17 protein-coding genes are annotated in these 25931 nt (G+C 49.3%); 5 read left to right on the forward strand and 12 right to left on the reverse strand.

Going from position 1 to position 25931, the window contains the following annotated elements:
• Positions 1 to 30 precede the first annotated feature (30 nt).
• Both GYMC10_RS23990 and GYMC10_RS23995 read right to left on the reverse strand, forming a co-directional pair.
• Positions 31 to 2301, reverse strand: coding sequence for an AraC family transcriptional regulator (locus GYMC10_RS23990; RefSeq protein ID WP_015736920.1), 2271 nt, complete (start codon positions 2299 to 2301; stop codon positions 31 to 33).
• Between the two features lie 788 nt (positions 2302 to 3089).
• The gene (locus GYMC10_RS23995; RefSeq protein WP_015736921.1) at positions 3090 to 4115 is read right to left on the reverse strand and encodes an SGNH/GDSL hydrolase family protein; all 1026 of its coding nucleotides are present in this window, start codon (positions 4113 to 4115) and stop codon (positions 3090 to 3092) included.
• Positions 4116 to 4377: 262 nt separating this feature from the next.
• Here GYMC10_RS23995 and GYMC10_RS24000 point away from each other — a divergent pair, with 262 nt between their 5' ends.
• On the forward strand, positions 4378 to 5445 hold the full coding sequence (locus tag GYMC10_RS24000) for a GntR family transcriptional regulator (protein ID WP_261979384.1): 1068 nt from the start codon (positions 4378 to 4380) through the stop codon (positions 5443 to 5445).
• 42 nt (positions 5446 to 5487) lie between these two features.
• Positions 5488 to 6501, forward strand: coding sequence for an SGNH/GDSL hydrolase family protein (locus tag GYMC10_RS24005; protein ID WP_015736923.1), 1014 nt, complete (start codon positions 5488 to 5490; stop codon positions 6499 to 6501).
• A 72-nt stretch (positions 6502 to 6573) separates the two neighbouring features.
• Here GYMC10_RS24005 and GYMC10_RS24010 read toward each other — a convergent pair whose 3' ends face one another.
• From GYMC10_RS24010 to GYMC10_RS24020, 3 genes are all read right to left on the reverse strand, one after another.
• Positions 6574 to 8112 carry an extracellular solute-binding protein gene (locus GYMC10_RS24010; RefSeq protein WP_015736924.1) on the reverse strand — a complete coding sequence of 513 codons (1539 nt, stop codon included), beginning with the start codon at positions 8110 to 8112 and terminating at the stop codon, positions 6574 to 6576.
• 88 nt (positions 8113 to 8200) lie between these two features.
• The gene (locus GYMC10_RS24015) at positions 8201 to 9112 is read right to left on the reverse strand and encodes a carbohydrate ABC transporter permease (protein WP_015736925.1); all 912 of its coding nucleotides are present in this window, start codon (positions 9110 to 9112) and stop codon (positions 8201 to 8203) included.
• Positions 9113 to 9200: 88 nt separating this feature from the next.
• Entirely contained in the window at positions 9201 to 10112 is a 912-nt protein-coding gene (locus tag GYMC10_RS24020; RefSeq protein WP_144374274.1) for an ABC transporter permease, read from the reverse strand.
• Between the two features lie 299 nt (positions 10113 to 10411).
• On the opposite strand from GYMC10_RS24020, the gene GYMC10_RS24025 reads away from it, so the two are divergent.
• On the forward strand, positions 10412 to 12703 hold the full coding sequence (locus GYMC10_RS24025; protein ID WP_015736927.1) for an AraC family transcriptional regulator: 2292 nt from the start codon (positions 10412 to 10414) through the stop codon (positions 12701 to 12703).
• A 107-nt stretch (positions 12704 to 12810) separates the two neighbouring features.
• Here GYMC10_RS24025 and GYMC10_RS24030 read toward each other — a convergent pair whose 3' ends face one another.
• From GYMC10_RS24030 to GYMC10_RS24055, 7 genes are all read right to left on the reverse strand, one after another.
• Positions 12811 to 14436, reverse strand: coding sequence for a hypothetical protein (locus tag GYMC10_RS24030; protein ID WP_015736928.1), 1626 nt, complete (start codon positions 14434 to 14436; stop codon positions 12811 to 12813).
• 600 nt (positions 14437 to 15036) lie between these two features.
• Entirely contained in the window at positions 15037 to 15174 is a 138-nt protein-coding gene (locus GYMC10_RS32635; protein ID WP_015736929.1) for a hypothetical protein, read from the reverse strand.
• Complete coding sequence (locus GYMC10_RS24035; RefSeq protein WP_015736930.1) at positions 15171 to 18218, reverse strand: alpha-mannosidase; 3048 nt, start codon at positions 18216 to 18218, stop codon at positions 15171 to 15173. Before GYMC10_RS24035 ends, GYMC10_RS32635 begins: the two co-directional genes overlap by 4 nt.
• Before the next feature lie 96 nt (positions 18219 to 18314).
• Positions 18315 to 19940, reverse strand: a complete 1626-nt coding sequence (locus GYMC10_RS24040; RefSeq protein ID WP_015736931.1) for an extracellular solute-binding protein — start codon at positions 19938 to 19940, stop codon at positions 18315 to 18317.
• Positions 19941 to 20051: 111 nt separating this feature from the next.
• The gene (locus tag GYMC10_RS24045) at positions 20052 to 20948 is read right to left on the reverse strand and encodes a carbohydrate ABC transporter permease (protein ID WP_015736932.1); all 897 of its coding nucleotides are present in this window, start codon (positions 20946 to 20948) and stop codon (positions 20052 to 20054) included.
• A gap of 11 nt (positions 20949 to 20959) precedes the next feature.
• On the reverse strand, positions 20960 to 21874 hold the full coding sequence (locus GYMC10_RS24050; protein WP_015736933.1) for an ABC transporter permease: 915 nt from the start codon (positions 21872 to 21874) through the stop codon (positions 20960 to 20962).
• A 477-nt stretch (positions 21875 to 22351) separates the two neighbouring features.
• Positions 22352 to 23200 carry a helix-turn-helix domain-containing protein gene (locus GYMC10_RS24055; RefSeq protein ID WP_015736934.1) on the reverse strand — a complete coding sequence of 283 codons (849 nt, stop codon included), beginning with the start codon at positions 23198 to 23200 and terminating at the stop codon, positions 22352 to 22354.
• A 146-nt stretch (positions 23201 to 23346) separates the two neighbouring features.
• Between GYMC10_RS24055 and GYMC10_RS24060 the strand changes: the two genes are divergently transcribed.
• Together GYMC10_RS24060 and GYMC10_RS24065 are read left to right on the forward strand one after the other, a co-directional pair.
• The gene (locus GYMC10_RS24060; protein WP_015736935.1) at positions 23347 to 24288 is read left to right on the forward strand and encodes an MTP-1 family protein; all 942 of its coding nucleotides are present in this window, start codon (positions 23347 to 23349) and stop codon (positions 24286 to 24288) included.
• 515 nt (positions 24289 to 24803) lie between these two features.
• Positions 24804 to 25889 carry a substrate-binding domain-containing protein gene (locus GYMC10_RS24065; RefSeq protein WP_015736936.1) on the forward strand — a complete coding sequence of 362 codons (1086 nt, stop codon included), beginning with the start codon at positions 24804 to 24806 and terminating at the stop codon, positions 25887 to 25889.
• Positions 25890 to 25931 lie beyond the last annotated feature (42 nt).

Below are 25931 nucleotides of genomic sequence, written 5' to 3' on the forward strand. Positions count from 1 at the left end.
TATACCTGTGAAATCGGATTGGTTGAGCCCTCACGATGTTCTGGACCTCTGCATCTTATAGCTGCTCGGCGGCATCCCTTCAAATTTTCGAAACAAGCGATTGAAGCTTCGAACATTCATGCAGCCTACCTCGGAAGCAATCTGCCCGATTGACAGGTTACTGTTCAGAAGCAATTCTTTTGCCTTCTCAATTCGCAGCGAATTAAGATAATCCGATATACTTTTCCCCGTTTGTTCGTAGACAATCTTTCGCATATAGGAGTAACTGATTCCGATATCCTTAGCCATCTCTTCAAAAACGATTTCTTCACGATAGCGCTCGTTCAAATAATGAATGATTCGCTCGGCGTATTTGTTGGACGCGACTGGCGAACACGTAAGGTAGTGAACGATCTCGCTGTAAAATCCAATAACATATTCTTCAAGCTCATCAAGCGTATCAAAAGAAGCCAAGGCAGCGTAAATGTTGCCCCGTCTCGAGAATATCCGCGCTGTGCTGACATTATTCTCTCTCAGATGTTTAATGGTCACGCCGACCAATTGATGATAGATGAACAAGATGTTATCGTAGGACACGTATTCGGCAGAGCGAATTTCGTCGCGAATGATTCTCAGTTCTTCGATGATGCTGTCCAGATCGGCATTGCCAAGGAAGTTGAGTATTCGTCTTTCGCTGTTAGCGGGATAGAGATATTTTTTCTCCCGCGGTTCCTCCTCCTTCCAGTACGTTATACCGCCGCTGCCGGCGATCATCCGCTGTTTGATCGTCTCCAATGCCTCTGCAAGCAATCCCGAGACCATACCTATCGAATCTGCCGGACTACTTACCCCGATGGTTACGGAGTGTCCCAGCAATTCAGCCGCAGTGTTCCTAATCATATCCAGAGCGTTATGAATGCCTTTTCTATGGTTGCCATCTTCCTCCTGTCTGTAGTTGATCAGAATTACAAAGTGACCGTCACCATGATAGACGCAGCGAACATAAACTTCTTTCGGGAACAAATGATCACATTTCGAGAGAAGCAGGTAGCGATGGTAGCTGCGAGTTTCCGGATTGTTCCGGCTGATATAATTTCGATAGCCATCGATAGAAACGACGGCAGCCAGAAAGTGCGAGGCCGGGAAGATTTCTTCGGCCTGAGGCGTCACTTCCCCCCGCAACAAACCATGAATCGCGTGGCTCTGGGCATCCTGCTCGCGGATGCTCAGAAGCTTATAAAGCCCTTCCTCCTCTTCTTGCATTCGTCTGAATGCCGCCTCCAGGAATACAAGCTCATTTTTATCCTGCACCCCCGGATTGACGCGTCCGCGAATCGTTCGGACCAATTCCCTGGCTGGCTTGGACAACCACGTTGCCATAAAAACGGTCAGTATGGATCCCGCAAAAATAATGACAATCGTAAGGAAAATGATCCCTCTCTGCATAGAATGCGGTTTATTCATTAGTTCGTCGACCGAGTATATACTCACGTTAGTCCAATCGAATTCTTTCGAGCGTGACCACGCGTACAGCAACCGCTCTCCGTTAAGTTCGCGGAACGTGTACCCTTCTGGCAATTCTTCCTCGATAATTTCGCGAATAAACGGCTCACCATAGGCGCTCTTGAGCAACAAACTCTTGTCATGATGTGAGATGATGGCCCCGCTTGGCTTCATGAGCAGATAGCCTTGCTTACCCGACTTGGTTGATTGCAAATACTGCTCAATTTGCTCCTCCTTCAAATTGATAACGATCGTTCCGCGAGTAGCGGTTGAAAGCCGGTTTAAAGGCAGCGCGAACGATAGAACGTTCACTCCCGAATCAAGCCTGCGCGGATACCATACGCCGCGTATCCCTTTTTGCTCGATAAGCGCCTCGTTCAGCCAGTCGATGGACTCGTATTTGTCCAAACTCGTAATGCCTTTATCCGTCGAAATCACGTAATTCGCATCGTCGAGATAAAAGAAAGACGAATACGCCCCATCGACGCTTTGATTCAGATTCAACAATTCTTTGAGAACCGCCATCGCTTTGCTCACATTCATGTAATTCGTTTTGAGTTCGGCAAGGGACTTGAACGGTCGAATTCGATCGAAGATGTCGGTGCCGCCAAGCCGTACCGTATTCTGGGACAAATTGTTTAAGGCATTCTCGTTAAGCTCGCGATTGGCATTTAATTCTGCAAGTGAAGTTTCCGCGAAGGCATGCTCTGAATTCCGTAGAATTTGAGAGCTGCTATACCAGGTTAATATCGCCATCGGAATGGCCATGATGCAGAACAGGATCAATGCCAATTGCATCATCATCGGTATTCGCTTCATTGGAACCCTCCATCCCTTTATTTGGTTTGAATTAGAATCAGTTTGATTACGCTTTGTTGATTCTCTAAATGTCTTCCATATGTATGTTTTTTTAATATGCGATAAAAGAAAAAGTCCTGCCATCGCCACATCTGCCTACGTTGCTTATTACGAAATAAGCTGAGCCATAAGATGGCCTCAGCTTACATTCGTTGTCGTTGTAAACTTAAAAAATGATAGCCTTAATCGTATTACTTTTTCACATCACCTCCTCCATTTCAGTAAGGGAATTCTTTGATTTTTTTGATAAACCGACTAATTGGCATAAGAGTTGTTAAGCGCTTACATTTTTTAAAACAAAAATACTACTTCATCATTGAAATAGTCCATTGATCAGAGACAATATACATCTTTATAACCACTGGCCAGAGTCATCCCTTCTTGTATCCTCTTATGTTACGCCTAAATTACTCAACAAGTAAATCACCATTAATGATATTTTTTACCAAGATCTGATCTATTTCTATGGACGAAATCATTTTTTGCCATGATAATCAAATATGACATGCCCGATTTCTAGTCCTCGAGGGGAACGTCAATCCTAGTAAAGGATTCATTCCTGGTTAACAATATAGGATATAAGCCTTTAAGCGATAGTTTGTCCCCAAAACCAGAGTGGACAGTACAAAAAGGTCACTAAAAAAGCTAAAAACCCTTGAATATCAAGGGTTTTCTTATCATGGGATCATAAATCTGATCGGACAACAATTCGGCAGCATCCTCGTGACAATCCTGTTTTTCGAGCGATTTCAAAACACGCATTCCGTGGCGATCGACGGACGCTTAAGCAATTCCCAACCAGTCTTGGCGGATATAAAAGAGGCAAGCTCCCAGCCCATTCGGTAATGCGTCTGATAGCCGGGATGATATCGGCCGCCCCATCCTTCCACCTCGGGATGAATCAATCCTAAATCAACCACGAATACCTTCCCGTTTCCGCTTTGATTGAAATAGGACACCGCCTTATTCACGCTGGCAAGATAGTTGTTATTCATGGTTCCAACACAACAAAAGACGTAGGGATCGTTATACTTTTCCAGGATAACCTGGATGAATTCAATATAAGCGGCAATATACGCCTCATCATCAATTGGCGTAGAATAATCGTTCTGGCCCAAATTAATGACGACTCCATCAGGAGTATACCGGGAAAAGTCCCATGGCGCCGTCCCTTTGCCGAGGGTCCCAGAAAAATGTTCCGGCAATCCTTGCTTGTTCCCTACCGCATCCTGCCAAACGCCGATCCCGCAAATGGCCATCGTATGATATTCCGCATTCAACATTCTGGCGCTGATTCCGACATAGGACATGTATCCGTCGTCAAGATGCGGAGCTTCAGCGAGCACATGCGGATGGCCGATCCCTGCTCCATCCGTGATGGAATCCCCAAAGTACTCAAGCCGGAGTGGTTTTGCCGCGGGCGGGGCAAGGAAGCTTCCGCCGTCAGGCAGCGAAAACTGATGAAATGCTATACTTCCGGTCAGGATCCCCGTTCGCTTGTGGATCTCTAAAGTGTGTTCACCCTCCGGCAGTCCCTGTTCGATTATGTATTGATGAACCCCCTTCTTCAAGTTGATCCAATTACGAGCGACACCGTCCACCACAATTTCAACGTAATCCTGGCCATCGGAATCCTCAGCCGTCATCGAGACGGCCGTACCTCGGAAGGCAAGAAAAACCGCGCTGTTGACCCAGGCGCATTTCGGCTTCTCTCTCTCGGTCAGATCAAATCTCCCCATCAGCCTGGCGAATTCGGCAAAGCTAAACTCCAACATAATCCCTCCCTTCAGCTTTTGCATTGACTATCAGTATAGCACTCACTACTCACGAATAATAAAGTATACTTTATTTTATCAATAAACCTATATTTATATTATCAATTCATATGAATTCAGTCAATTATAAAGCAATTCTCTACTATAATATATATATAACGTAATCATAGATTGCAGGCTTGATTTTAATATATTAATAAAGTATACTTTTATATAATCATTTAACATGCCAAACTTATCATCAGTTTGTAAAAAGAGGAGAATGATTGTGAACGAGCCGAAGTACATGACGGTTAAACAAGCGCTGCTGCATCAGATTCAAGTCGGCAAGCTTCGACCCGGCGATAAACTGCCGAATGAAGAAGACCTGATGAAACAATTTCATGTAAGCGGAATAACGATTCGAAAAGCGATGACGGAGCTGGCAAACGAAGGCGCAATCACCCGAATCAAAAGAAAAGGCTCTTTTGTAAACGGAGCTCAAGCCGCGGACCGTTCGAGTCACTTGATCGCGTTTATCTTATCGGCAGAGGACAATTACGATGTATCGTATATGAAAATCATCAAAGGCGCGCAGCAAGTGGCAGCCGAATTCAATTACTCCTTAATTGTGGAATGGAGCAATGAAAATTTGGCCGTTGAACAATCATCCATTCAGAAAATGCTGGACCGGAAAGTCGACGGCTTCTTGATTTATCCGTTCGATCCGATCCAGAGCAAGGATAACTACCTAATCATCGAACAAAACAACATCCCCTATCTGTTGGTAGACCGGTACAATGTGGATCATCCCAGCTATTTTTCCGGAAGCAACAACTACGACGGGGCGATCCTGGCCACCCGGGAGCTGATGCGTCTGAAGCACACCAAAATAAAGTTTGCAAGCTATCACTTCTTTCTTCACTCCGAGCAGGAGCGGTTCGCCGGCTACTGCAGTGCCATGCGTCAGGCAGGATTTCCGGTAACCGACGATAACTTGCTGACCCGCGTGGACTATGACGCACTAGCCGACAGTATTTTGAAGCGGGATGTTACCGCTTTGTTTTGCTGCAATGACAAACTTGCCATAGAAATGATCGAGAAGCTGACCGACCGCCGCGTTAGAATTCCGCAGGATGTTTCCATTATGGGATTCGACGATTGGGACCATTCCAGCAACTTATCGATCGGACTGTCTACCGTCCGGCAAGATTTCGAGGAAATCGGCAGAAACGCTGCGAATTTACTTCACCAGGTTATTCTAGGCAAAACTCATGGACGCTACACGAAAATATTGTCGGGTGTTTCTTTGGTGATCCGGGAGTCTACTTGCGAGAACCCTTACGCCTAACGTTGTCAGCTCAAATAGATCAATGAAAGGAAGGAATGCGTTATGAAATTCGACTTTTCGACTTCCAGTCTGAGACACGGGCTCTTTCATCAAGAGCAGGATGGCATATCTTGTTTTCTTCCCGGCAGTGCGATAACCGTGCGCTTTCATGGACGGGAAATAACGGCCGAGATCGAGGATGTCAACGGAGAGGGGAAAAGCTGGCTTAACGTCTATATCGACGATCTTCCGGTAAGGGTGATGAGAATCGATCCGGATAACCGGCTGTACCAGCTTGCGGATGACCTTGAAGACGCGCCCCATACCTTAACGCTGCAGAAGCGTACGGAAGCGGCATTCGGCAGCATTAAATTTACCGATTTGACGACGGAGAACGGAGCTTTTCTGAGCCCGCCAGCCCCTCTTCCCCATCGTCTGCTCGTCATCGGCGATTCGATCACCTGCGGCTTCGGCAACGAAGCGCAGATTCCCTGCGACTGCGATGCTTCTCGCGAAAATATCGCGCTTGCTTACAGCTCGCTGACCGGTCAACTTCTGAATGCCGAAACATTGATTGTGGGCGCATCCGGTACGGGATGCTATCAGAATTTCGGCGGTGGCAAGGAAGGCCGCATGTCGGATTATTTCATGAAAACCATCTGTCCTGATCTCGATCAAGAAGCCATGGACCCGTTTCATCCTGAGTTCGTTGTCGTAAATCTCGGGACCAATGATTGGTCCGCGCCCATCGAGCCTGCGGATTACCTTGAACAATATCGCAAATTGACGGGTTTTATTCGCAATAGATATCCGTCCGTCCCATTGTTCTGTGCAATCGGTCCGATGACCCTCGGCCCCGCCCCCCATTTGAAGGCTCTCGTCAAAAGCCTTAACGAAGAAGGCGACAACAATATTCATTTCGTCGAATTCCCGCTCATTAAACGGCCGGAAGACGGCATGGGAGGCTGCGGACACCCCTCCGTCAAGAAGCATCGGCAAATGGCCGAACACTTGGCTGCGACGATCCGTCAGGTTTGTTCCCTGTCCCCCCCTTCCCCGGCAGCTGCTAGAACATAACGAAAAGAACCGCTCCGTATAGGAAGCGGTCCTTTTTTTCGTGTCGCCGTTCTCAATGGACAGGGAACCCTTTTATTTTGCCAAGAAGGCGTCTACCTGATTCTGCAGTTCAGTCTGGATTTGCTTCAGCACCGCTTCGCCTTCCGTTTTGAATCTGGCGAAGTATTCGTCCGGATCAAGCGCACCGTTAAATAATCCGCTATAATATTTGGCCTGAATGGTCGCGAACTGGGCCACTTCGTTCTTCACCGGCGTCGGATCGAAAGTGAAGCCGGTCATGATATCCTTCGTGAAGTTGTCGGCTTGCGTAATGAATTGACTATACTCTCGGGTCTCTTCGTCGATACCGGCCCACTCCCGCTCTAACGTTGGATTCAACATAAGCTGGAACGAGACAATGCCGCCATCGTTGTTCAGCGTGTCGTATTGATGCTCGCCGACCGCTTTCCAGTTCACGCCTTCGATGCCGTGCTCCAACAAATCATAATTCTCCTGCCGGTTGGCCCAATCGAGGAACATCATCGCACGGTCTTTATGTTTGCTCGTCTTCACAATACAGATGAAATTATCCATTTTGTAATTGGATAGGTTCTTTCCAGGCGTCAGATCGAATAGACGGACGGCTTCCAGCTCTCCATCGGGCACGACCTGCTTCAACTGGTCGTTGTACGTTTTGGGAATGCCAAAGGCCATTTGGGGCGTGGCCGCAACTTTGTTCTGGAGCTGCATATCTCCCGGGCTGCTTTTATTCGTCAAAACGTCCTGCGACATGACTTTGTCAACAAACAGCTGGCGGACATCCTGGATGCCGGACCAGATCTTTGGTTCCTGGGTTTCAAAGAAGTTATAGACCTTGCCATCGTTGCCCTTGTAATACAGCATCAAGCTGGCGCCAGCAAAATTCGTTGGACGAATGTTGACGCCGGTATCGTCCCGGATCAGCCAGTTGACCCAGCTGTAGGTGACGTCGTCAGCGCCCGCGAGGAGCGGAGTGATGCCGGAGTTACTGTCACGAACGGCGTAGAGATAAGCTTTTAGATCTTCATACGTCTTTACGGACGGCAAGTTTAACTGCTCCCTCAGGTCCTTTCGGATGAAAATCGATCTCTGTTGGGTATAGGCGCTTCCCAAGGGAACACCGTAGATGTTACCGTTAATTTTGTTCGCGTCCCACATTTGTTGCGGCCTCGTCTTTTTCACATTAGGGCCGTATTGGTCCAGCAGTTCGCTTAATTCTTCGTAATAGCCCTGGGAAGCCATCGTGTCCAAATGCAGCCACGGGGCATCAAACATCAAATCCACGCTCTCTCCCGAAGCCAGCATGACGTTGGTCTTCTGATTTAGATCGGCAAAGTCGACAAATGTAAATTTAACCTGCGTATTGATTTCGGCTTTTAATCGCTTGTTGACTTCGGTCAGCACCTCGTCATAGTTAGCTCCCTTTGCCCCCGGAATGACAACCTCCAAAGTGACCGGTTCAAGGGACGGATCGCCGGTTTCCCCGGCATCGCCCGGCGCGGAGGCATCCCCGCCGGATCCGGAGCACCCGGACAAAGCGATGGCTAGTCCGAGCAGCGCCGTCACCAAGAATTTGCGTTTTGATTTGGCCATGTAAATGACTCCCTTCAAATAATCAACTTATGTATAAGCGGCTGGGCCAATCTATAACGCGCTCAGCCATTTGCGTAGAGCCCCAATCTTAACCTTTTACCGAGCCGAGGGTCAGACCTTTGACGAAATATTTTTGAACCATCGGATAGACGAGTATAATCGGGCCGATCGTCAGGCATACCGTTGCCAACTTGACCCCTTCCGCCGGCGGCAGCGTCAGCACATTCCCGTGATTGAGCGACGTGAGCTGCATCTGCGACATGAGCTGCCGAAGAAGCAGCTGCAGCGGGTACATATCGCTGTTGTCGATAAACAGAAGCGACAGCCACCAATCGTTCCAATATTGCAGGGCGTAGAACAAGCTGATCGTCGCAATAACCGGCGTTGAGATCGGCCGGATAATTTTGAAGAAGATCGTCCACTCTCCGGCGCCGTCCATGTTAGCCGATTCGTTCAGCTCATAAGGCAACGAGCGATAGAACGAGACTAAGATAAACGCAAAGAACGGATTCATGACGTAAGGGAGCACAAGCGCCCACAACGTATCTTTCAGATGCAGCCATTGAACGACCAGAAGATAGAAGCCGACGAGCCCCGAGCCGAAGACCATCGGTACGTAGGTCATGAACGAGAGGAAGCCGCCGTACCGGTTCTTCGGATGGGCCAGCACGTATGCAAACAACGCGGTGACAACGAGGCCGATTACGGTTCCGATGACTGTTACCGCAATGGTGACGCCATAGCTGGTAAACATTTGTTTGCCCTGGAGGAGGAAACGATACGACTCCAGCGTAAATTCATCCGGCCATACGGAGTATCCGTTCACCGCCAAGCTTCGGGTGCTGGAGAACGAATTGATGACCATCAGCCAAAAAGGAAACAAACAAACCAGCGCAAATAGAATCAAAAACAGCCCGAACAAGAACACCGCCATTTTATCGGAGAACCCGTTTGTCCGTCGGACTCGTGGGGGCGGGATCAGAGCAACCGGACGATTCATATGAAGTTCACCTCCCTATGGATTTCGAAAAATTAATGCACGTGTTCAAAGAGTCCGTTCATGGAAGGATGACATTTTGAACAACCTCTTAAAATAATCTGGAGTCTTTATCGATTTTCCGAACCAGCGCATTAAACGAAACGACGGCGATTAGCCCCATAATAGACTGATAGAATACGATAGCCGATGACATGCTAAAATTACCAAGCTGTCTTAACGCCCGATAGGAGTATGTATCGATGACATCGGTCGTCGGGAATAGAATCCCGTTGTCCCCGATAATTCCGTAGATCATGCCGAAATCCCCGTAGAAAATCCGTCCGACTCCCAAGAGGACGAGAATGATGATTTGCGGCTTCAGCAAAGGCAGCGTAATGTATTTCATCTGCTGCAGCCTCGTGGCTCCGTCCAGACGGGCGCTCTCGTAATAGTCGGAGGAGAAACCGGTTATGGCAGCGAGCAGAATAATCGAGTAGTAACCGGCACTCTTCCATATTCGCGTTAAGGTTAGAATAATCGGCCACACCCACGGGGTCTGGTACCAATCGACGGATTGAAGTCCGCTCATGCTCAGCACACGGTTAATCAGACCGTCCGTATTGTTGAATAGAATGAATGTCATATACCCAACGACGACCCAGGAAATGAAATAAGGAAGGAAGACGACGGATTGGATCGTACGTTTAAACCATTTCAAGCGAATCTCATTCAAGAACAGCGCAATGAGAAGCGCAAAGACCATTTCGAAAATAATGAACAGCGCATTTAAATAAACCGTATTGACCGTAACTTGAATCCAATCCCGATTGGAGAAAAAGAAGCGAAAGTTGTCCAGACCCACCCAATCACTGCCCCATATGCCTTTGCTGATCTGAAAGTCCTTGAACGCTAGCAAATGTCCGGACAGAGGAATATAGGAGAAGACAACGAGAAAGATGATTCCCGGTATCGCCATCGTATACAAGCCCCGGTTCTTTACAAGATCCCTAAACATTCTCAAATTATAGTATCCCTCCATTCGAGCTGGTCTGTCCGATGTGGCCATATCCTGACAGTGTTTATTATGTACGGAAGGAGGCATTCGGAATAGTCCTCATTGTGTCACAAAGGGTACTCAACCTAAGGATTGTGCGGCAATCGGACTTCCGGTATCATCTTAATTTCTACTTTGTCAAAATGAGGACTTCACACAAGGGTCAGGATATGATTGAGTAAGGAGGTCCCGGTTCGTTTCTTCTATCGAACCGTTACGTTATACCCTTAAACCGTCAATCCATCAGCAAGGGGTGCTGGCATTATATGAAGATCAAACCCATTTTACAGAAGACCTATTTTCGAACCTTTCTTTTACTGACCACCGTTCTGATCTGTTCCATTATTCCTTTCGTCTATTTACTGTCTGCGGAATTCGCAAAATATACCATGCTGGAGGTTCGCAGCAATTCGCAGAACGAAGTCAACAACCTGGCTTCGAAGGCCGAAATGATTCTCGGCAATTTGAAAGCCGACGGGCTCAGCATGTATGCCGATCAGAATATTCAGAACTGGTTCTTCAATACAAGCAACGATCCGCTCATCAACCATGCTGCACTCGTCGCCCAATCCAATTTCATGTCCACCGAACCGCTCATCCAGCGATCTTATCTGATTAATTTGAAGCACGATCTTGTCGTCGATTCCAAAGCCGGAATCGTCCGCAATGAATCCTTTACCGACCAGCGCATGCTGGAGCGCGTGGAGTCAATCCACCCCCAATACTTGCGCTTCTTTAATCATTCGCTGGATGGTTCGGACTCCCTGGCTCTTATTCTGCCTGCAACCCCCGAGAAGCCGTCTGACTATTATCTCGTGCTGCTCGTTGATAAACCGCTGCTGTCGAAGCTTCTGTTCGGCCAAACGGTCTCCTCGGAGCAAGACATTCGGATTCTCGACGAGCATGGGCAGCTTCTATTGGGCATGTCCAATCCCGCGCTGAGCGGACAGCTTTATCAAGCGAGCCGGGAGCAGCAGGACAGCGATTTTCAAGTTCGGCTTCCCCACCAGAGATGGTTCGTCAATACAGCCAAGCTGACTACTGAAAATTGGTCGGTATACTATTCGAACGAGTATCATATTTTGACGCGCCATATCTCCTTATTCCAACAAAAATTGATAACGTATACATTGCTGCTATTGGCACTCCTCTCCTTGTTGTTCTTCTGGAGTTCTCGCCGTTCCTTGCGCTCCATCACCTTCTTGTCGGAAAAGCTGAAGGGAACGGTTGCGTTCGCAAACTCCACGTCCGATGCCAAGCCGGATATCCAATGGATCCATGACGGCATCGATATGCTGCTGAACAATGTGGAACAGCTTCATGAATCCATGAGAAACCAATCCGAGCTCGTTCGAACGGAGCTTCTCGCCCAGTGGATGCTCCACGGGACGCCGGGTACCAAGAGCTACGAATATATTCAGACCAAGACCAAACTGGCCTCCTGTGAATCTCTGTTTTTGGCCGTCCTTCGGATCGAAGCCTATACCGTCTTTTGCGAACGTTACGATTTCCCCTCCCGGAAATTGATCAAGTACGCCATACGCAATATTAGCGAAGAAGTGATTGGAGCAGGTTCTTATGCGGCCGAAGGCTTGGATATGGGCGGCGACCATATCATACTGGTCATTGGGGGCCATGCATCCGGCGAGCTTCAACTACAACGTCTTCTGGAGGAGACCCAGAATCAGGTAGCATGCATCCTAAACGTTGATACAACCGCCGCAGTCAGCAATGCCTATGACTTTGGCGCCAATATCCGAAATATCTATGACCATATCTACGAATTGACGAAGCTGCGATTTCTTAACGGAGAGAAGCAAATTTTTCTGGAGAGCGATTATGAAGAGTTCATGGCAGGGTATCCTTCTGCATCTGAGGCGCTGGAGACAGCCGAGATCATTAAGGCGATTCGCCGCGGCCGCCCGGAGACCGCGCTCGTTCTGCTGCGTCAGCAGATGAAGCACGTCCATGAGCTGCCTTATCGCGACTGTAAGCTTAACCTGACCTACTTTACCTACGATCTACTCAAGAACTTCAACAAGTCCAGCGTCCTGCACGAAATCAGCAGCATCCATCAATTGCTGGAGCGGTACAGCACGCTGTCCGAGTTTCAAGCATGGCTGGAGAGCATCGTCACGATGCTCGCATCCGAGACCAAAGTTCCAAAATCCTCGAGCCGCAAGGAAGAAATCGTCCTGGAGATCAAAGAGTATGTGGACAACCACTTGCAGGATGCGCAACTGTCGATCGAGCAGGTAGCCGACAATTTTTCCTTTTCTGTGAGCTATATCCGGCAGCTTTTTAAAGAGATCATGAACGTATCATTGTCCGAGTACATCCTTCAGGAACGAATCGAGAAAGTGAAGGAGAAACTGATATCCAGCCAGCTCTCGGTGCTGGAGATCGCAGATCAATGCGGCTTCATATCCAAAGGCCATTTTTTCTCCGCATTCAAGAAGTTCACGAATCTTACTCCGAAGCAGTATCGGGAAATCCACGGGGACTCCGCCGGTAAAGATATCGCTTCTCCCAGCTTATCATGGAGAAGCGGCAGCTAGGTGCGCTTGTTCCGCAGAAACAAGCTCAAGTCGAAAAGGACCTCTCCGGTAGGGCTCCACGGCGCTTACGGAAAGGTCCTTATTCGTTTATCCAAAAAGCTCCGGCGCTATTTACCGGTCGTTTCTTGAACCGGCTCCAGCCCTAGCTTCGGATTAGCCAAGTCGAGTTTATACATGACTTGATTGTAGTTATACCGCGGCGTTGGGACATGATTCGTGAATGTATTCGTGTAGGTTCCTTCAAAGTAGATGATTCGGCCGCCGTCCTTGTTGAATTGTTTATGCTGGGCTACGTTATAAAAAGTATAGTCGTTATGCGTAACGATATGCTTGGCATTGGTCCAAGGACCTTGAGGCGATGGTGCTTCCGCGTACCAGACTTCCCCAAGTACCGATGTCTTGCCTTGTACCTGCTGCGCGATCATCACGTAACGCTGCCGATATTCATTCCATTCAATGGAGCTTTGGGCGATTTGAACGTCTTCACCAGTATCGATATCCTTCAATTGATAATAACGCGGGTCGTCAGCTTTGATCAGGCCTAACCGGATCAGCTCTTTCTCTTGTTCTTGGTTGAGCGGCTGAGTGTCCTTTTTCCAGCCCCATACGAGCTTGCCGTCCGCGTCGCGTTCCAGCGACGTTTGAGCTCCGTTGTATGTCGTTCCCGGCGTCAGGCAAGTAAACGATTCGTATTGGGTATAGTCGATGATGGCGTCATAGCTGGCAGCAACGCGCAAATTCGGAATTCGGTGTTCGGTAAAGAGCCAATATCCCTCCCCGCCCTCCTCGTAGTAGGTCGCCTGTCCGCCCGGATGGCGCCAATCGTCTTTGGAAGGGAACTGGACGACCTGCTCAAACTCCTTCGTGGTGTCGTTAAAGACGAGAATACCGAAGGCGGTGGGTTCAGGATTGTGCGTGCTGTAGCCGGCGAGCAGACGCTCCTGTCCGGTGCTATCTTTGGCGGTCATCAGACCGAATACCCAGGCTATGCCTGCACCGTCAGGCAGTGGCGGCACCAAACTTTTGACGAAACCGTCTTGATTCGTAAAATAGTCCAGATTCACGCCGACATCCGGGTCCAGCCCCCCTTTACTCGGAAGCTTGGAAGTCGCACCCGTCACGCGGAAGTTCCCCAGTGGATAGGCCGGTCTGTCGGTATCGCCCCAAAACCAGTACAGCTTATTGTTGTACTCAATCGTCTGAACGGAATCCTGTCCCATGACCAGACCGTTGATCAGCGGCTCCTTAATGGGCGGCTTCTGGCCAACGAGTAAGCTGTCGCGATAAATGCCTTGGCCTGTCAGCCGGTACAGCCGCTCTGCAATGTTGATCCGATTCATCTCGAGCGTTACACTGCCGTTGGGCTTAACCTCTACAGCCTGCCCCCGGTTGCCAAACATATCGGCAGGAATGTCGTAGCCGTCGCTCGACATATGGAAGAAGACCGTCTGGTCCATCAGACCTGGCTCGTCGAATGCCACAATTCCGGCACTGTCCGTATAATACAGCACACTGTTCGTCGTCTTCAGTTGGACATGAGGAATGCCCCTGCCCGTCTCGGCATCCACGACCTTGATCATGAATGGAACCTGGACTTTCATCTTCTCACTGCTCACATTCTGCTCGGCGCTGCTTCCGGCCGCCTGCGCTGCGATCGCGGCGCCCGGCGCCGTCATGGTCATCAGCAGGATGCAAGTCCATATCCCCGCACGTTTCCACTGTTTCAGTTTCATTACTCTTACCTCCCGGTCTTTGTCTTTTTAATAGAAAAAATCATTGCACTGTCCCGATACCGTCTGTTCAAACCCTATTTCTACAACCATGGTTACGAAATACCTCTGGATGCGATTGATCTATCGCGGCCAAGCGATCGAAGCGACGCTGAGTCTCATCACTTCTCCGTTGTTGGACTCCTCACTAACCACCTCCTTTCGCAGTAAGGAGAGCAATACAAAAACGTAGGGGATCGAGCAATAAAAAGCGTCTATCGACGTGCTTATTCAATGAAGCCAGATTACATAGCACCGGAACTTTTCTTGCGGTATGAGGAAGCCTCGTCTCGAAGCCTATAATGTAAGCGAATACATAATTCTTTATGTGTAACAGCCGCTCAAGCTGCGCGGCTGTTCTCTGTGAAGAAACGTCTTTTGAACCCATAAATCTGCTTATGAATATCGCGCGAAGCGGCTCAGGCGAATAGGGCAGGTGCGCTTCGAAGAACTTCGCAGAAATTTGCACAGATCTCGGGATGCATATTGCGGATAACCTGCCTCATGCTGATGAAGGAAGCATCGGTTCCCTTGTTCCCCCAATAAAAGTAGAAACTCTACCAACTAAGGACAGTTGACGTCAGGAACCCATTCGCATACGCGACCAATCGAACCCGATCGCCTCCCGTATGGATACTTACGCTCACAGACCGTGATCGAGTCGCCGATCACGACCAGGCGCTGCCCTTCGTTCAGCCTCATCCCCTATTCCTCCCATACGGCCGGAGCCTGATCGTCTTCACCTCGAACGGACGGAACTGAAGCGATACCTCTTCACCCTCGTGCGGCAAATCCGCCAACTTCGCCTCCAGCATATTGGTCTCATAAACCGCCGCAACGGACATCCCGAAGTGAAGCCCGCACGCTACGGAAGCTCCCTTGCTCTCGTACAGACGCACGATCCAATCGCCCGATCCGTCTTCGGCAAGCTTGACCGTCTCCGCGATCACATTGGCTTGCTCGATGGAGAGCAACGATTGCGCCTCCCGGCCTCCTCCGGACACGAGGCTGACAGGATAGTTCAGCTCGTAAGCCTCCCGTACGACAGGACTATCCAGGAACGCGCCGCTCCAGAACGTAAATCCATATGTAAAATGGTGCGTCCCTTGATCGGACGTCTCATCCGGCCACGTCGGTGCCCGAAGCAGCGTTAGGCTCATCGTGTTGTCGTTGACGGAAATCCCGTATTTGCAATCGTTCAGCAGCGCAAAGCCGCGGTTCGTCTCCGTAAGCGCCGACCATTTATGCTGAACCACTTCGTAACGATCCGCATCATGCGGACGCGAAGCATGATTCGGCCGCTTGACGTAACCGAACTGAATTTCCTGCAGCGACTCGTTTGTGTGAACGCGAACAGGGAAATCGACTTTTAGCAGCTTATTCTTCTCGCGCCAGTGAATCGTCGTATGGAATTCCACACGGCGGCTGCCGGCACTTAGCCGGATATCCTGGATCAGGGTCGATTGGTTCAGTTCTCGCTCGACCCGAATATTCGCGAAGAGCGGGCCGTTCGCGGTAACGGAAACTTTGGCGCTCGCATTCAGCTCGACGGGTGCCAAGCGGTAGCGCCGATCGATCTCCCAAGCATCGAAATCCGAATTTTGATCCCGATACATCCGCATGACGTTGCAGCGATCCGCCGCCCATTCCGCGCCGGTCTCCTTGTCGGAAATAGCTGTTAACTCGCCCCGTTCGTTTATTTCGAGCGCAATCCATTCATTCTCCAGACGCGATTCCGTCGCAAGGACCGCCGACGCTGCTGGAGCACCCGTCGCTTCCGCTTCAGCCTTGTACGTCGACCAGCCCATGGAAGGGGCCTCCACCTCGGCATAGGTAACGCCTTCGTGCAATTGCACCGGCAGAACCGCTCCGTTCCCATCCGCAATGCCCTGAACGCCGGCAGGCAACGCGACCAGCTCCTTTCTCGGCCACGACAGCGAGTTAAAGACGGTAACCCGGGATGCATCGCCGTCCGTGAGCGCATCCCTTGTCTCCGAAGCCAAGTCATACACGTTCTCATTCAATGCCTTCAGCTCCATCTGTGCCTCTTCATGGACGCGATGGATGGAGGAGCCAGGCAGAATATCGTGGAACTGGTGCAGCAGCAAGGTCTTCCACAACCGCTCCAAGTCCTCGTAAGGGTAAGCCCGGTTATTAAACAGCTCCGCCGCAGCCCCCCATAGCTCCGCCTCGCGGAAACCGATTTCCGCCTTCCGGTTCAGCTTTTTGATGATCGCTTGCGTCGTATATGTTCCGCGGTGAGCGGGATAATAGAGCTCTCCTACATATTTGGCTTCAGGAATGCCTCTTTCGATCTGATCCTCAAAAAATTCGATCGGCGAGCCATGTTTCGTCTTGGGGACGCCTTCCAAATTGCCGAGCCTGCGCATAAATTCGAGATCATCCCGATTGGAGCCGCCGCCTCCGTCGCCGTGTCCGAACTGCGTGAGCCGCGTGGAAATTCCTTCAAGCTGGACGCGATCGCTCCACTGATGGATCAAGAACGACGGGTTGATCCGAATCGGGTAGTAATCGCCGTAGTTCATCAGATGCGTCAAAATTTGCGAACCGTCGATCCCTTCCCACAGGAACGTATTATGCGGGAACGGGTCCGCTACATTATCATAAGTACCGAACAATTTTGTAGACGCGAAATAATGGATCCCGCAGCCCTTCATAATTTGCGGCAGGTTCCCGGAATAGCCGAATATGTCAGGCAGCCACAGCATCTCGTTGTCCACGCCGAATTCGTCCTTGAAGAACCGCTTGCCGTGCAGCGCCTGCCGGATCAGGCTCTCGCCGCTGGGCAGATTCGTATCGGGCTCCACCCACATGGAGCCTTCGGGAACGATCCTCCCTCCCTTTACAGCCTGTTTGATGCGCGCATAAAGCTCCGGATACAGCGTCTTGACCACCTGGAACAAATACGGCTGGCTCTGGGTGTACGTGTATTCCGGATATTCGTCCATGAGCGCCAGCTGATTGGACATGGTCCGCGCAATCTTCCGCTTTGTCTCCGCGATCGGCCACAGCCAGGCGACATCCAGGTGGGACTGTCCCATCAGGTACAGGGTCGGCGCCGTCGAACCGTTCACGCAGGCCAATAGCGGCTCCATCAACTTCCGACACTGCTTAGCGTTCTCGCCGAGCGATTCCTGCCGGAGGGTCAGGTCAATCGTCGCGAACACCTGAGTCAGGCAACGATCAATCTCCGCCACGCGGAGGGATTTGGAATCCAGATGATTGCGAAGATCGTACAAGCATTCCAAATCGATGAAAAACTGGTAGACTTCCTCTTCAAAAACGCAGAGCTGCGACTCTCCGAACGTCGGCCTGGAATCCGAATGTCCGGCGTACGCTTCCGCGACGATTTCAAATGACTCGCCGGCTTTTGCCGAACGGGTTAAAGTTACGTAATGATGGTTAAGGTCCTTTGCGCCGCTCACGCTACCGTTTATGTATACGGTCGCTTCAGATCCGAAATCAAGCATCGCCACTAGCCGTTTGCCTTCGGCCTCTTTGGGAACGATGATGTTGGAGCGGAACCAGCCGTACCCCCATTTTTCTCCCCACCGCTGACCCGGAGCGTAACTCTCAAACGGTTGTCCATCCATTTCATGAATGAACAGTTGTTCCATTGTCGTAAAACCGGAAAAATCTATAGAAGTAAGCTTCGTTATCATAAATGGATCTCTTTTGTTTAGCAGCTTTTCCACATGGAATAAAATCTCTTTTTTTTCACTCAAGGTTTCTCACATCCTATGATTTCGTTATCTTTGTTTTGATCCTATCGTTTTGCAACATAACCGCCCCTCCGCGGTAGCAGCGGAGGGACGCTCTCTCTATTCGTTTCCTAGCGCTCTTTGTGCAGCATCATTATAGATTTTCAGCGCTTCATCAATGTTGCCCATTTTTTTGACCTTATCGATGAATGCCTGCCAATTGTCGAAGCTGTTCTTCCCTGCTACGAATTTGGCTTGTTCTTCCGTAACGAACGTCTTGATCGGGTTCATAATCTCCGAAACCCGCTGGCTTTCGCTCCCCGTGAGTTGAATCGACGGCTCGCTCAACCAGGAAGGAACATAGTCGTTCTCGGGCATGGGCAGACTCGTCAGGAATTCCGCCTTCTCAATCGGCACCTCTTCATATTTGCCGTTGAATACCGTATAGTCTGTCGCGGCAAAATCCACGAACGCTCTTGCGTCGCTTACCATCTGCAGACCGGGGTTATGGTTTCGGCTTGCGCGCATGCCGTATTTATCCCCCTCCAACCAGGGATCCTTGGCCGTTTTCAGCGAGTCGACAAAGGTCGGAACGCCGTCTTCTCCGATCGTATAGGTCGTGCCCTCGATTCCCCAAGTGATGAGCTGGATCATTTCATCCGAATATTGATAATCGATGAATTTGATCAATTCTTCAGGGTTTTTGACTTTCGAGCTTACGCCGTAGACTCCCCAGCCCAAGTCAGGGGTATTGCCGTTCACAACCTCCTGCCAGGCTTTTCCGTACTTCGGGTTGTCGGGATACAACGAAACCGCGAAAATCTTCCCGTCGTCGGCCGTTCTCGTATACTCGGCCGGCGTCGTAAACCACTGTGTCAGCCACATGAGGTTGTCGCCGTTCAGCGCTTTTCTTTTCAGCGTATCGTCTGTATCAATGGTGTATTCCGGATCTAACAGCTTCTCGGCATACAGCTTATTTGCAAATTGGAGCGCATCTTTATATCCTTCATCCAGAACTCCGTATACGTATTTCTCGCCGTCCCAGAAAATTTCATCCCGGATATGGTTCGCGGAGAACAACGATCTCAAGCTATTCCACTTTGTCGCAACGGGATATTTGTCGGGGTAGAGCTCTTTAAGTTTTTTGGCAGCCCCATAAAATTCATCAAGCGTTTCCGGAATTTTGATGTTATTGGCCTCGAACACGTCATAGCGGTAGGCAGACGTATTCTGGATGAGCATGCCGCGATCCTCGGGGAATCTGGGCGTGGAGGTTTCTTTAAAGGTGAACATGTTGCCTTCAGCATCCGTTACCCGCTTCATCCCGTTTTTTACCTTGCCAATGTAGTTCATATAGTTCGGCATTAAATCTTGATACTGGCCTAACTCGAGAAGCTGGCCTTGTTCGGCCATTTCGGTCGTATCATAGAACAAAGGCGTCACGAAGAAATCCGTCAGATCGTCGCTTGCGATCATAAGTTTGACCTTCTCGTCATATTCGGAAGACGGAATATAGTTATATTCAATTTCCACCTTCTTGCCCATATAAGCTTCCATGCGTTTATGCCATTCCTTGCCTACCAGGCTGTTCGGATTATCCACACCGTTCGCAGGCAGCGTGACCGAAAAGCGCATGACTTCTTGATTCTCTTCATGGGTATCGGTTTTTTTGGAATTATTCGAACATCCGGAAAAAACCATCAGTAGGGCCAATCCGAGGACAAGCATCTTTGCCAATTTGTTCATTCCATTTCCCCCTAATTTGCACAATGAACCGCTTCTTCTTCAAATCTGCTATTCGTTACTGGTCATGAATGACTGCACACTTAGCTAACTTGCACCGCCGCATCCGCTTCTCTAGCCTTTGATGGAGCCGACGAATATCCCTTTGGTGAAATGCTTCTGGAAGATCGGATAAATACACATGATCGGAAACATGGTAATAATGATGACGCTCATTCGTACCGCCTTTGGATCAAGCGTTTCCCCCGGAGCATTGATGGCGACCGCGCCGCCTCCTACCCGCCCTTGAATCGCAGTCGTATCCAAGGTAAACAGGTAGTTTCGAAGCACCATCTGCAAGGGATACTTGTCCTGATCTCGCAAATAAATCAAAGCCTCGAACCAACTATTCCAGCTTCCGACAAGACCAAATAGAGCAAAGGTTGCAAACAGCGCTTTGGACAACGGAAGTATGATCCTGAAGAGAACCACCAAGTCACTCGCCCCATCGATATAGGCGGAGTCCTTCAGCTCAGAAGGAATATTCAGAAAGAAGGTCCGAAACAGAAACACATTATAAGCACTGATCGCACCGGGGAGAATCATGACCCAGACCGTATCCAACAGGTTCAATCCGCGCATAAGCAGATAGGTCGGAATTAATCCGCCGCCGAAAAACATCGTAATCATGAGAAAAATGGTCAGAAATTTCTTGCCCGCAAATCCCGGAATCGTGAGCGGATACGCCATCAGTGCCGTAAACAGCAGCATGATGCCCGTAGAGCCGGCCGCATAAATGATCGAGTTCAGATATCCTTTGAAAATGTAAGGATCCTGAAACACCGTCGTGTACGCTTCCAGATTAAATCCCTTGGGCCAAATCGTTACGCTCCCCGAGGAGATGTAACGCGTGCCGCTTAACGATGTCGCGATAATGTTCAGAATCGGATACAGCACGACAATCAGGATGAATAGCATGATAACAACATTGAATACATCGAAAGCTCTGGAACCCAAACTAGCCTTTTTCAACATCCCACCACCTAGAACAAACTCGTCTCTGATACTTTCCGGCTTAACCAATTGGTCAAGTAAAGGATCGTAAAGGAAATAACCGACATGAATAATCCGATGGCCGTCGTGTACTCGTATTGTGCGCCCAGTATACCTTGACGATAAACATAGGATCCGATGACATCCGCTACTTCGTAAGTCTCAGGCGAATAGAGCAGAATGATCTTCTGGAAATCGCTCCCGAGGATTCCTCCGACGGCAAAAATCAGCAAAATAATGGTGGTCGGCTTGAGCGACGGCCATGTGATGTGCAAGACTTTTTTCCACCGGCCTGCGCCGTCTACATCGGCCACGTCATACAGCGTAGGATCAATTCCGCTTAATGCAGCAAGGTAGATGATGGTGCCGAACCCGACGCCCTGCCATATGCCGGAAGAAATGAAGATGGTCCGGAAATAGTCAGGTTCGAGAAGAAACATGATCGGGTCTCCGCCGAAGAATCCGACAATATGGTTAAACAAACCGTCTCTTGCCGTAAATTCCTTAAGCATCCCCGCAACAATGACGACCGAAATAAAATGCGGAAAATAAGAAACTGTCTGCACAAGCTTCTTGAAGCCCTTGTTCTTCAATTCATTAAACAACAGAGCCAATATAATCGGTGCCGGAAATGACCAAAATAAAGTATACAAACCAAGAAGCAAAGTATTCTTTAATACCCTGAACGCCATCGGATCGTTAAAAAAAGAAGCGAAGTATTTTATACCTACCCACTCGCTTCCCCAAATCCCCTTGGAAGCATTGAAATCTTTGAAAGCGATTAATATTCCGTACATCGGAAAATAGTGAAAGATTAACAGCGTCAGAAAGCCGGGAAGCACCATTAGATAGAGATAGCGGTGCTTGATGATCCTGGCCACCAGCCTGTTATTGGTTGTTTTCAAAGGAACACCTCCTGACTGTTAGAGGTTGTTCAAAAAGTCCCGCTTTGATCACGAAGTAGCACTGAAAGTTTATTCGACATCGAATCTTGAATTCAGCCGGGCCTTCCGATGCTCACGTACCCAAAACGTACGCTCCGCTCCTCAGCCCCTAGCTTCATCCAACCTTCTCGGTGCTGAAAGTCTGGCTTTTTGAACACGCACTATTAACTTAACACGTTGTGATCGGATACAGCTGGTGTTATTGGTCCATGTCGTATGAGCCTGGCCATTTGATTCGTTCTATATGTAAGCGCATTCATTTTCACCCCCAGACTGTATCCTAACGTTCGCCGAAAACGCATTTGCTTTCGTCTACCGTCCCCTATAGATATGATTATCATGTTGTCTCACAACTTGTTATGCTAAGTAGAAAATAACACATACTATTTATGGCGTCAACAGATAAAAATGTTTATGTGCTCCTCGTTAATTGGCATACTATCTCCGAATCGTGCCGAACTGACGATACCGATGGGGCGTTAAATTATGCCTCCGCTTAAATAAGTCATAGAAGTAGCTGACATTATCAAGTCCGATTTCAAGGCTGATGTCCACGATATCCATATCCGTGTTCATCAGCAAATTCTCGGCGTAGGACATTCTCAATTCGTTAATGTACTGGGTCGGGGACATTCCGAGGTGCTTCCTGAACATTCTGCATACGTAGGCATGCGATTTACCCGACAGCTGGACAAGCACAGCCGTTCCCCGCGTGAAGTGCTCTTTCTTTTTTGCCTCTCTGCATAGGGACTTAAACCATTCCGGTTGTCCAGTAAGTTCAATCGGATCTGCGTCAGCTTTGATATACCTAGAGAACAGGTCGGTCATGACGGCTCTTACCCCCGCTTTGACGGCCAGCTTCTTCTCCTGCGGGATCAGACTGAGCTGGTCCAGCCGGTACCGCACATATTCCTTTTCCATTTTGGACAGCAAGGTCCATGGCGGCATGGCCGGTCCAAGCAGTCTTTCGCTTGGAAACCCTTCCCCCAAGAAAGCTATGAGGTCTTCCAGGACCTCGCGATGGAAAGACAAATTGATGAACTGGCAATCGCCGTCCGTCGTTTGCTCATAATAATGAACGTCCCGGTCCCGTATGAACACGAGTGTATTTTCCTGCAGCAGCTGCCTTGTGCCGTTAATGACATGTACAACGCTTCCTTTCAGGATAAGAAACAATTCAAAGAAGTCGTGCGTATGCATGCCGATCGTGTCGCGCACCGAAGCGATCAGCCGATAGTGGGCCTGAATTTCAGAATCAATGCCGTCTGCCGCATAAAGCTTCAACATGGGCGTTATTCCTCCTAGTTCGTATATTGACTAGATTCCTCCGATGTCAAAACACCATAAAGCATTCCAAAATAGAGCAAGATCGAGAGCAGTACTTTCGATTAGGATAGAGATGTTATTAAAGCCTGAAAGGAGATTTGCCACGAATGAACTTACTGGAACTGCGTCAGCAATTCGATGCAAACAAACGCATTTATGAAAGCGCCAAGCTTGTCTTCCGCGGAGTCGAGGGCTTCGATGTCTACAACCCTACGATTCCGTTTCAATGGAACGGCAAGCGCTACATTTACGGACGCGTGGAGAAACGACATGAGTGGGCAAGGTCCTGGGTTCGCTTGTTCGAGCAGAGCGGTCCGGACGAGTGGACTGCCGTACCGAATACGATGATTTATCAGCTTGAAGACCCTTATATTAGCGTGATCGACAAACAGCTTGTATTAGGCGGCACGCATGTCCGTTACAAGCAGGGACGGCTTGACACGTTCTACGGTTATTTCTACAAAGGCAGCGATCTTCACGATCTCTTCTACTTCACGACCGGTCCGGAGTATATGAAGGACATTCGGCTCGTAGAGCTCCGGGACGGGAGGATCGGCGTCTTCTCCAGGCCGCGCGGCGAAGGGATCCGCAAGGAATTCGGCAGCGAGTCCTTGGTGGGATTCACCACCATCGACAGCCTTGACGACCTGTCACCGGAAGTCATCGAGAACGCCCCTTATATCCGAGGATTATTCAGCAAGGATGAGTGGGGCGGCTGCAACCAGGCTTACTTGCTCGAAAGCGGGAAGATCGGCGTCATCGGCCATATCTGCTATGCTCAGGGAGATACGTCGACTTACATGAACATGGCTTTCGTACTGGACCCGCGGACGAATCAATTTTCGGATTTGAAAATCATCGGCACCCGGCCTTGTTATCCGGATGGCCCCGCCAAGAAGGCACATCTGACCGACTGCGCGTTCACCGCTGGCATCGAAATGCGTCCCGACGGCAAGGTCAATCTGTACAGCGGCATCGGCGATACCGAAGCGGCTCGCATCGTCATCGACTACCCGTTCGAGAAGGAAGGTGCCATTGTAACTTTATAATGCATGTTCAAAAAATCGGGTTTACAGGACCGAGAAGGTTGGATAAAGCTAGGGACTGAGTAGCGGAGCGTACATAGCGGGTACGTGAGCAACGGAAGGCCCGGCTGAATTCAAGATTCGATGTCGAACCCGCTTCCTGATCTGCTTCGTCCTGGAAAGACGACTTTTTGAACAACCTCTTATAGTTGTAATTCCATGATCGAGCTGCTGGATTACCCGGCAGCTCATTTTTATATCTGGTTGCGGTTTGGTATAGAACCATTCATTTTATGCAAGGTGTCCCTTAAAAAGTTATTATTATAAGTAAATCAAAACACATACTTTATTCGACCCTATCGTAATACAGAGCTTCACATAATTCAAACTTTTTATATCATTTCGCTTCTTTTTTGCTTAATTCCTGAAAATTCCTCATCTATTCGACAAAATATTTTCCGATTCACACTCCAACTACGTATACTTTTTAAACGGATGTGCGCTATAATTGAGGAAATGTTTATACGAGGTGAACTTACTTGAACAAGAAGGACTTGGCTCTGCCAAAGTACCAGATGGTAAAAGACTATGTCTTATCCCAGATCGAGAATCGGGAATTTACGAAAGACGATCGGATTCCTAGCGAGTCGGAGTTCTCCAAGCTGCTGGATGTCAGCTCCATCACGGTGCGTAAAGCGCTGTCCGAGCTGGTGAACGAGGGCGTGATCTACCGCGTCCGAGGTAAAGGAAGCTTTGTCGCCAGCCAAGCTGACGCCTCGGAGAAGACCTCCACCTCCAATCTGGTGGCCTTCGTCATCTCCGGCGTCGACCTGTACGACAGTTCGTATATGCAGATCATGAGAGGCATTCAGTCCTTTCTAGGCCAGCATGGCTGCAAGCTCATCATCGAATTCGTGGAGAACGACTTCGAACAGGAGCGCGAGCTTATTCTGGGACTCATTCAAACGGAGCTAAGAGGTTTACTCATCTATTCCTCCGATCCCGAAGCTGCAAAGGGTTATCTCGGAGAGATTCGAAAAAAATCGATTCCGTTCGTGATGTTGGATCGTTCCCCTTCCGGCTATCCGGTTAACGTTGTCACCTGTAACAATCATGACGGTGCTTATGAAGCAGTAGAATACTTGATCCAGCAAGGACATCGGCGAATCGGATTCGCCGCTTACGACTATCATCTAAGCCCGGAGGTTGACCGATATAACGGTTATTGCAACGCCATGTCGAATGCGTCCATTCCGATACCCGATTCGCTTTTGTTCCTGGATAAGGAACTGGACTATGCTGAACTTGTCAGCCTTATCCAAAACGGAGAGCTGACCGCGCTGTTCTGCGCGAACGACAAGCGGGCCCTGGAGGTAATCGAACAGCTCACCGCACTTGACATACGTATACCCGAACAAGTATCCCTCATGGGCTTTGACGATTTCGAGAGCTCCAAGTTCGCCAAGGTGGCCTTGAGCACCGTGAAGCAATATTTCGACGTCCTCGGCTATGAAAGTGCCAAACTGCTGTTCGAAATTACCGAGGGCTCATCTTACGGCAATAAGAAAGTCATGTTGCCTACAAGCTTGGTCATACGCGACACGATCAAGCCGTTCCAAGGTTAGAGCAACGCCAAAAAGGCAATGGTTCCGGATTGTGCTGTGGAA

The organism is Paenibacillus sp. Y412MC10, assembly GCF_000024685.1.
GTDB classification, from domain to species: Bacteria; Bacillota; Bacilli; order Paenibacillales; family Paenibacillaceae; genus Paenibacillus_AQ; species Paenibacillus_AQ lautus_A.

Excerpts from the sequence above, each read along its gene's own strand:
- GYMC10_RS24015 (WP_015736925.1), bottom strand. The coding sequence starts at position 9,112 with ATGAATCGTCCGGTTGCTCTGATCCCGCCCCCACGAGTCCGACGGACA.
- GYMC10_RS23990 (WP_015736920.1), bottom strand. The coding sequence starts at position 2,301 with ATGAAGCGAATACCGATGATGATGCAATTGGCATTGATCCTGTTCTGC.
- GYMC10_RS24005 (WP_015736923.1), top strand. The coding sequence starts at position 5,488 with ATGAAATTCGACTTTTCGACTTCCAGTCTGAGACACGGGCTCTTTCAT.
- GYMC10_RS32635 (WP_015736929.1), bottom strand. The coding sequence starts at position 15,174 with ATGAGGCTGAACGAAGGGCAGCGCCTGGTCGTGATCGGCGACTCGATC.
- GYMC10_RS24030 (WP_015736928.1), bottom strand. The coding sequence starts at position 14,436 with ATGAAACTGAAACAGTGGAAACGTGCGGGGATATGGACTTGCATCCTG.
- GYMC10_RS24055 (WP_015736934.1), bottom strand. The coding sequence starts at position 23,200 with ATGTTGAAGCTTTATGCGGCAGACGGCATTGATTCTGAAATTCAGGCC.
- GYMC10_RS24040 (WP_015736931.1), bottom strand. The coding sequence starts at position 19,940 with ATGAACAAATTGGCAAAGATGCTTGTCCTCGGATTGGCCCTACTGATG.
- GYMC10_RS24000 (WP_261979384.1), top strand. The coding sequence starts at position 4,378 with ATGATTGTGAACGAGCCGAAGTACATGACGGTTAAACAAGCGCTGCTG.
- GYMC10_RS23995 (WP_015736921.1), bottom strand. The coding sequence starts at position 4,115 with ATGTTGGAGTTTAGCTTTGCCGAATTCGCCAGGCTGATGGGGAGATTT.
- GYMC10_RS24010 (WP_015736924.1), bottom strand. The coding sequence starts at position 8,112 with ATGGCCAAATCAAAACGCAAATTCTTGGTGACGGCGCTGCTCGGACTA.
- GYMC10_RS24025 (WP_015736927.1), top strand. The coding sequence starts at position 10,412 with ATGAAGATCAAACCCATTTTACAGAAGACCTATTTTCGAACCTTTCTT.
- GYMC10_RS24060 (WP_015736935.1), top strand. The coding sequence starts at position 23,347 with ATGAACTTACTGGAACTGCGTCAGCAATTCGATGCAAACAAACGCATT.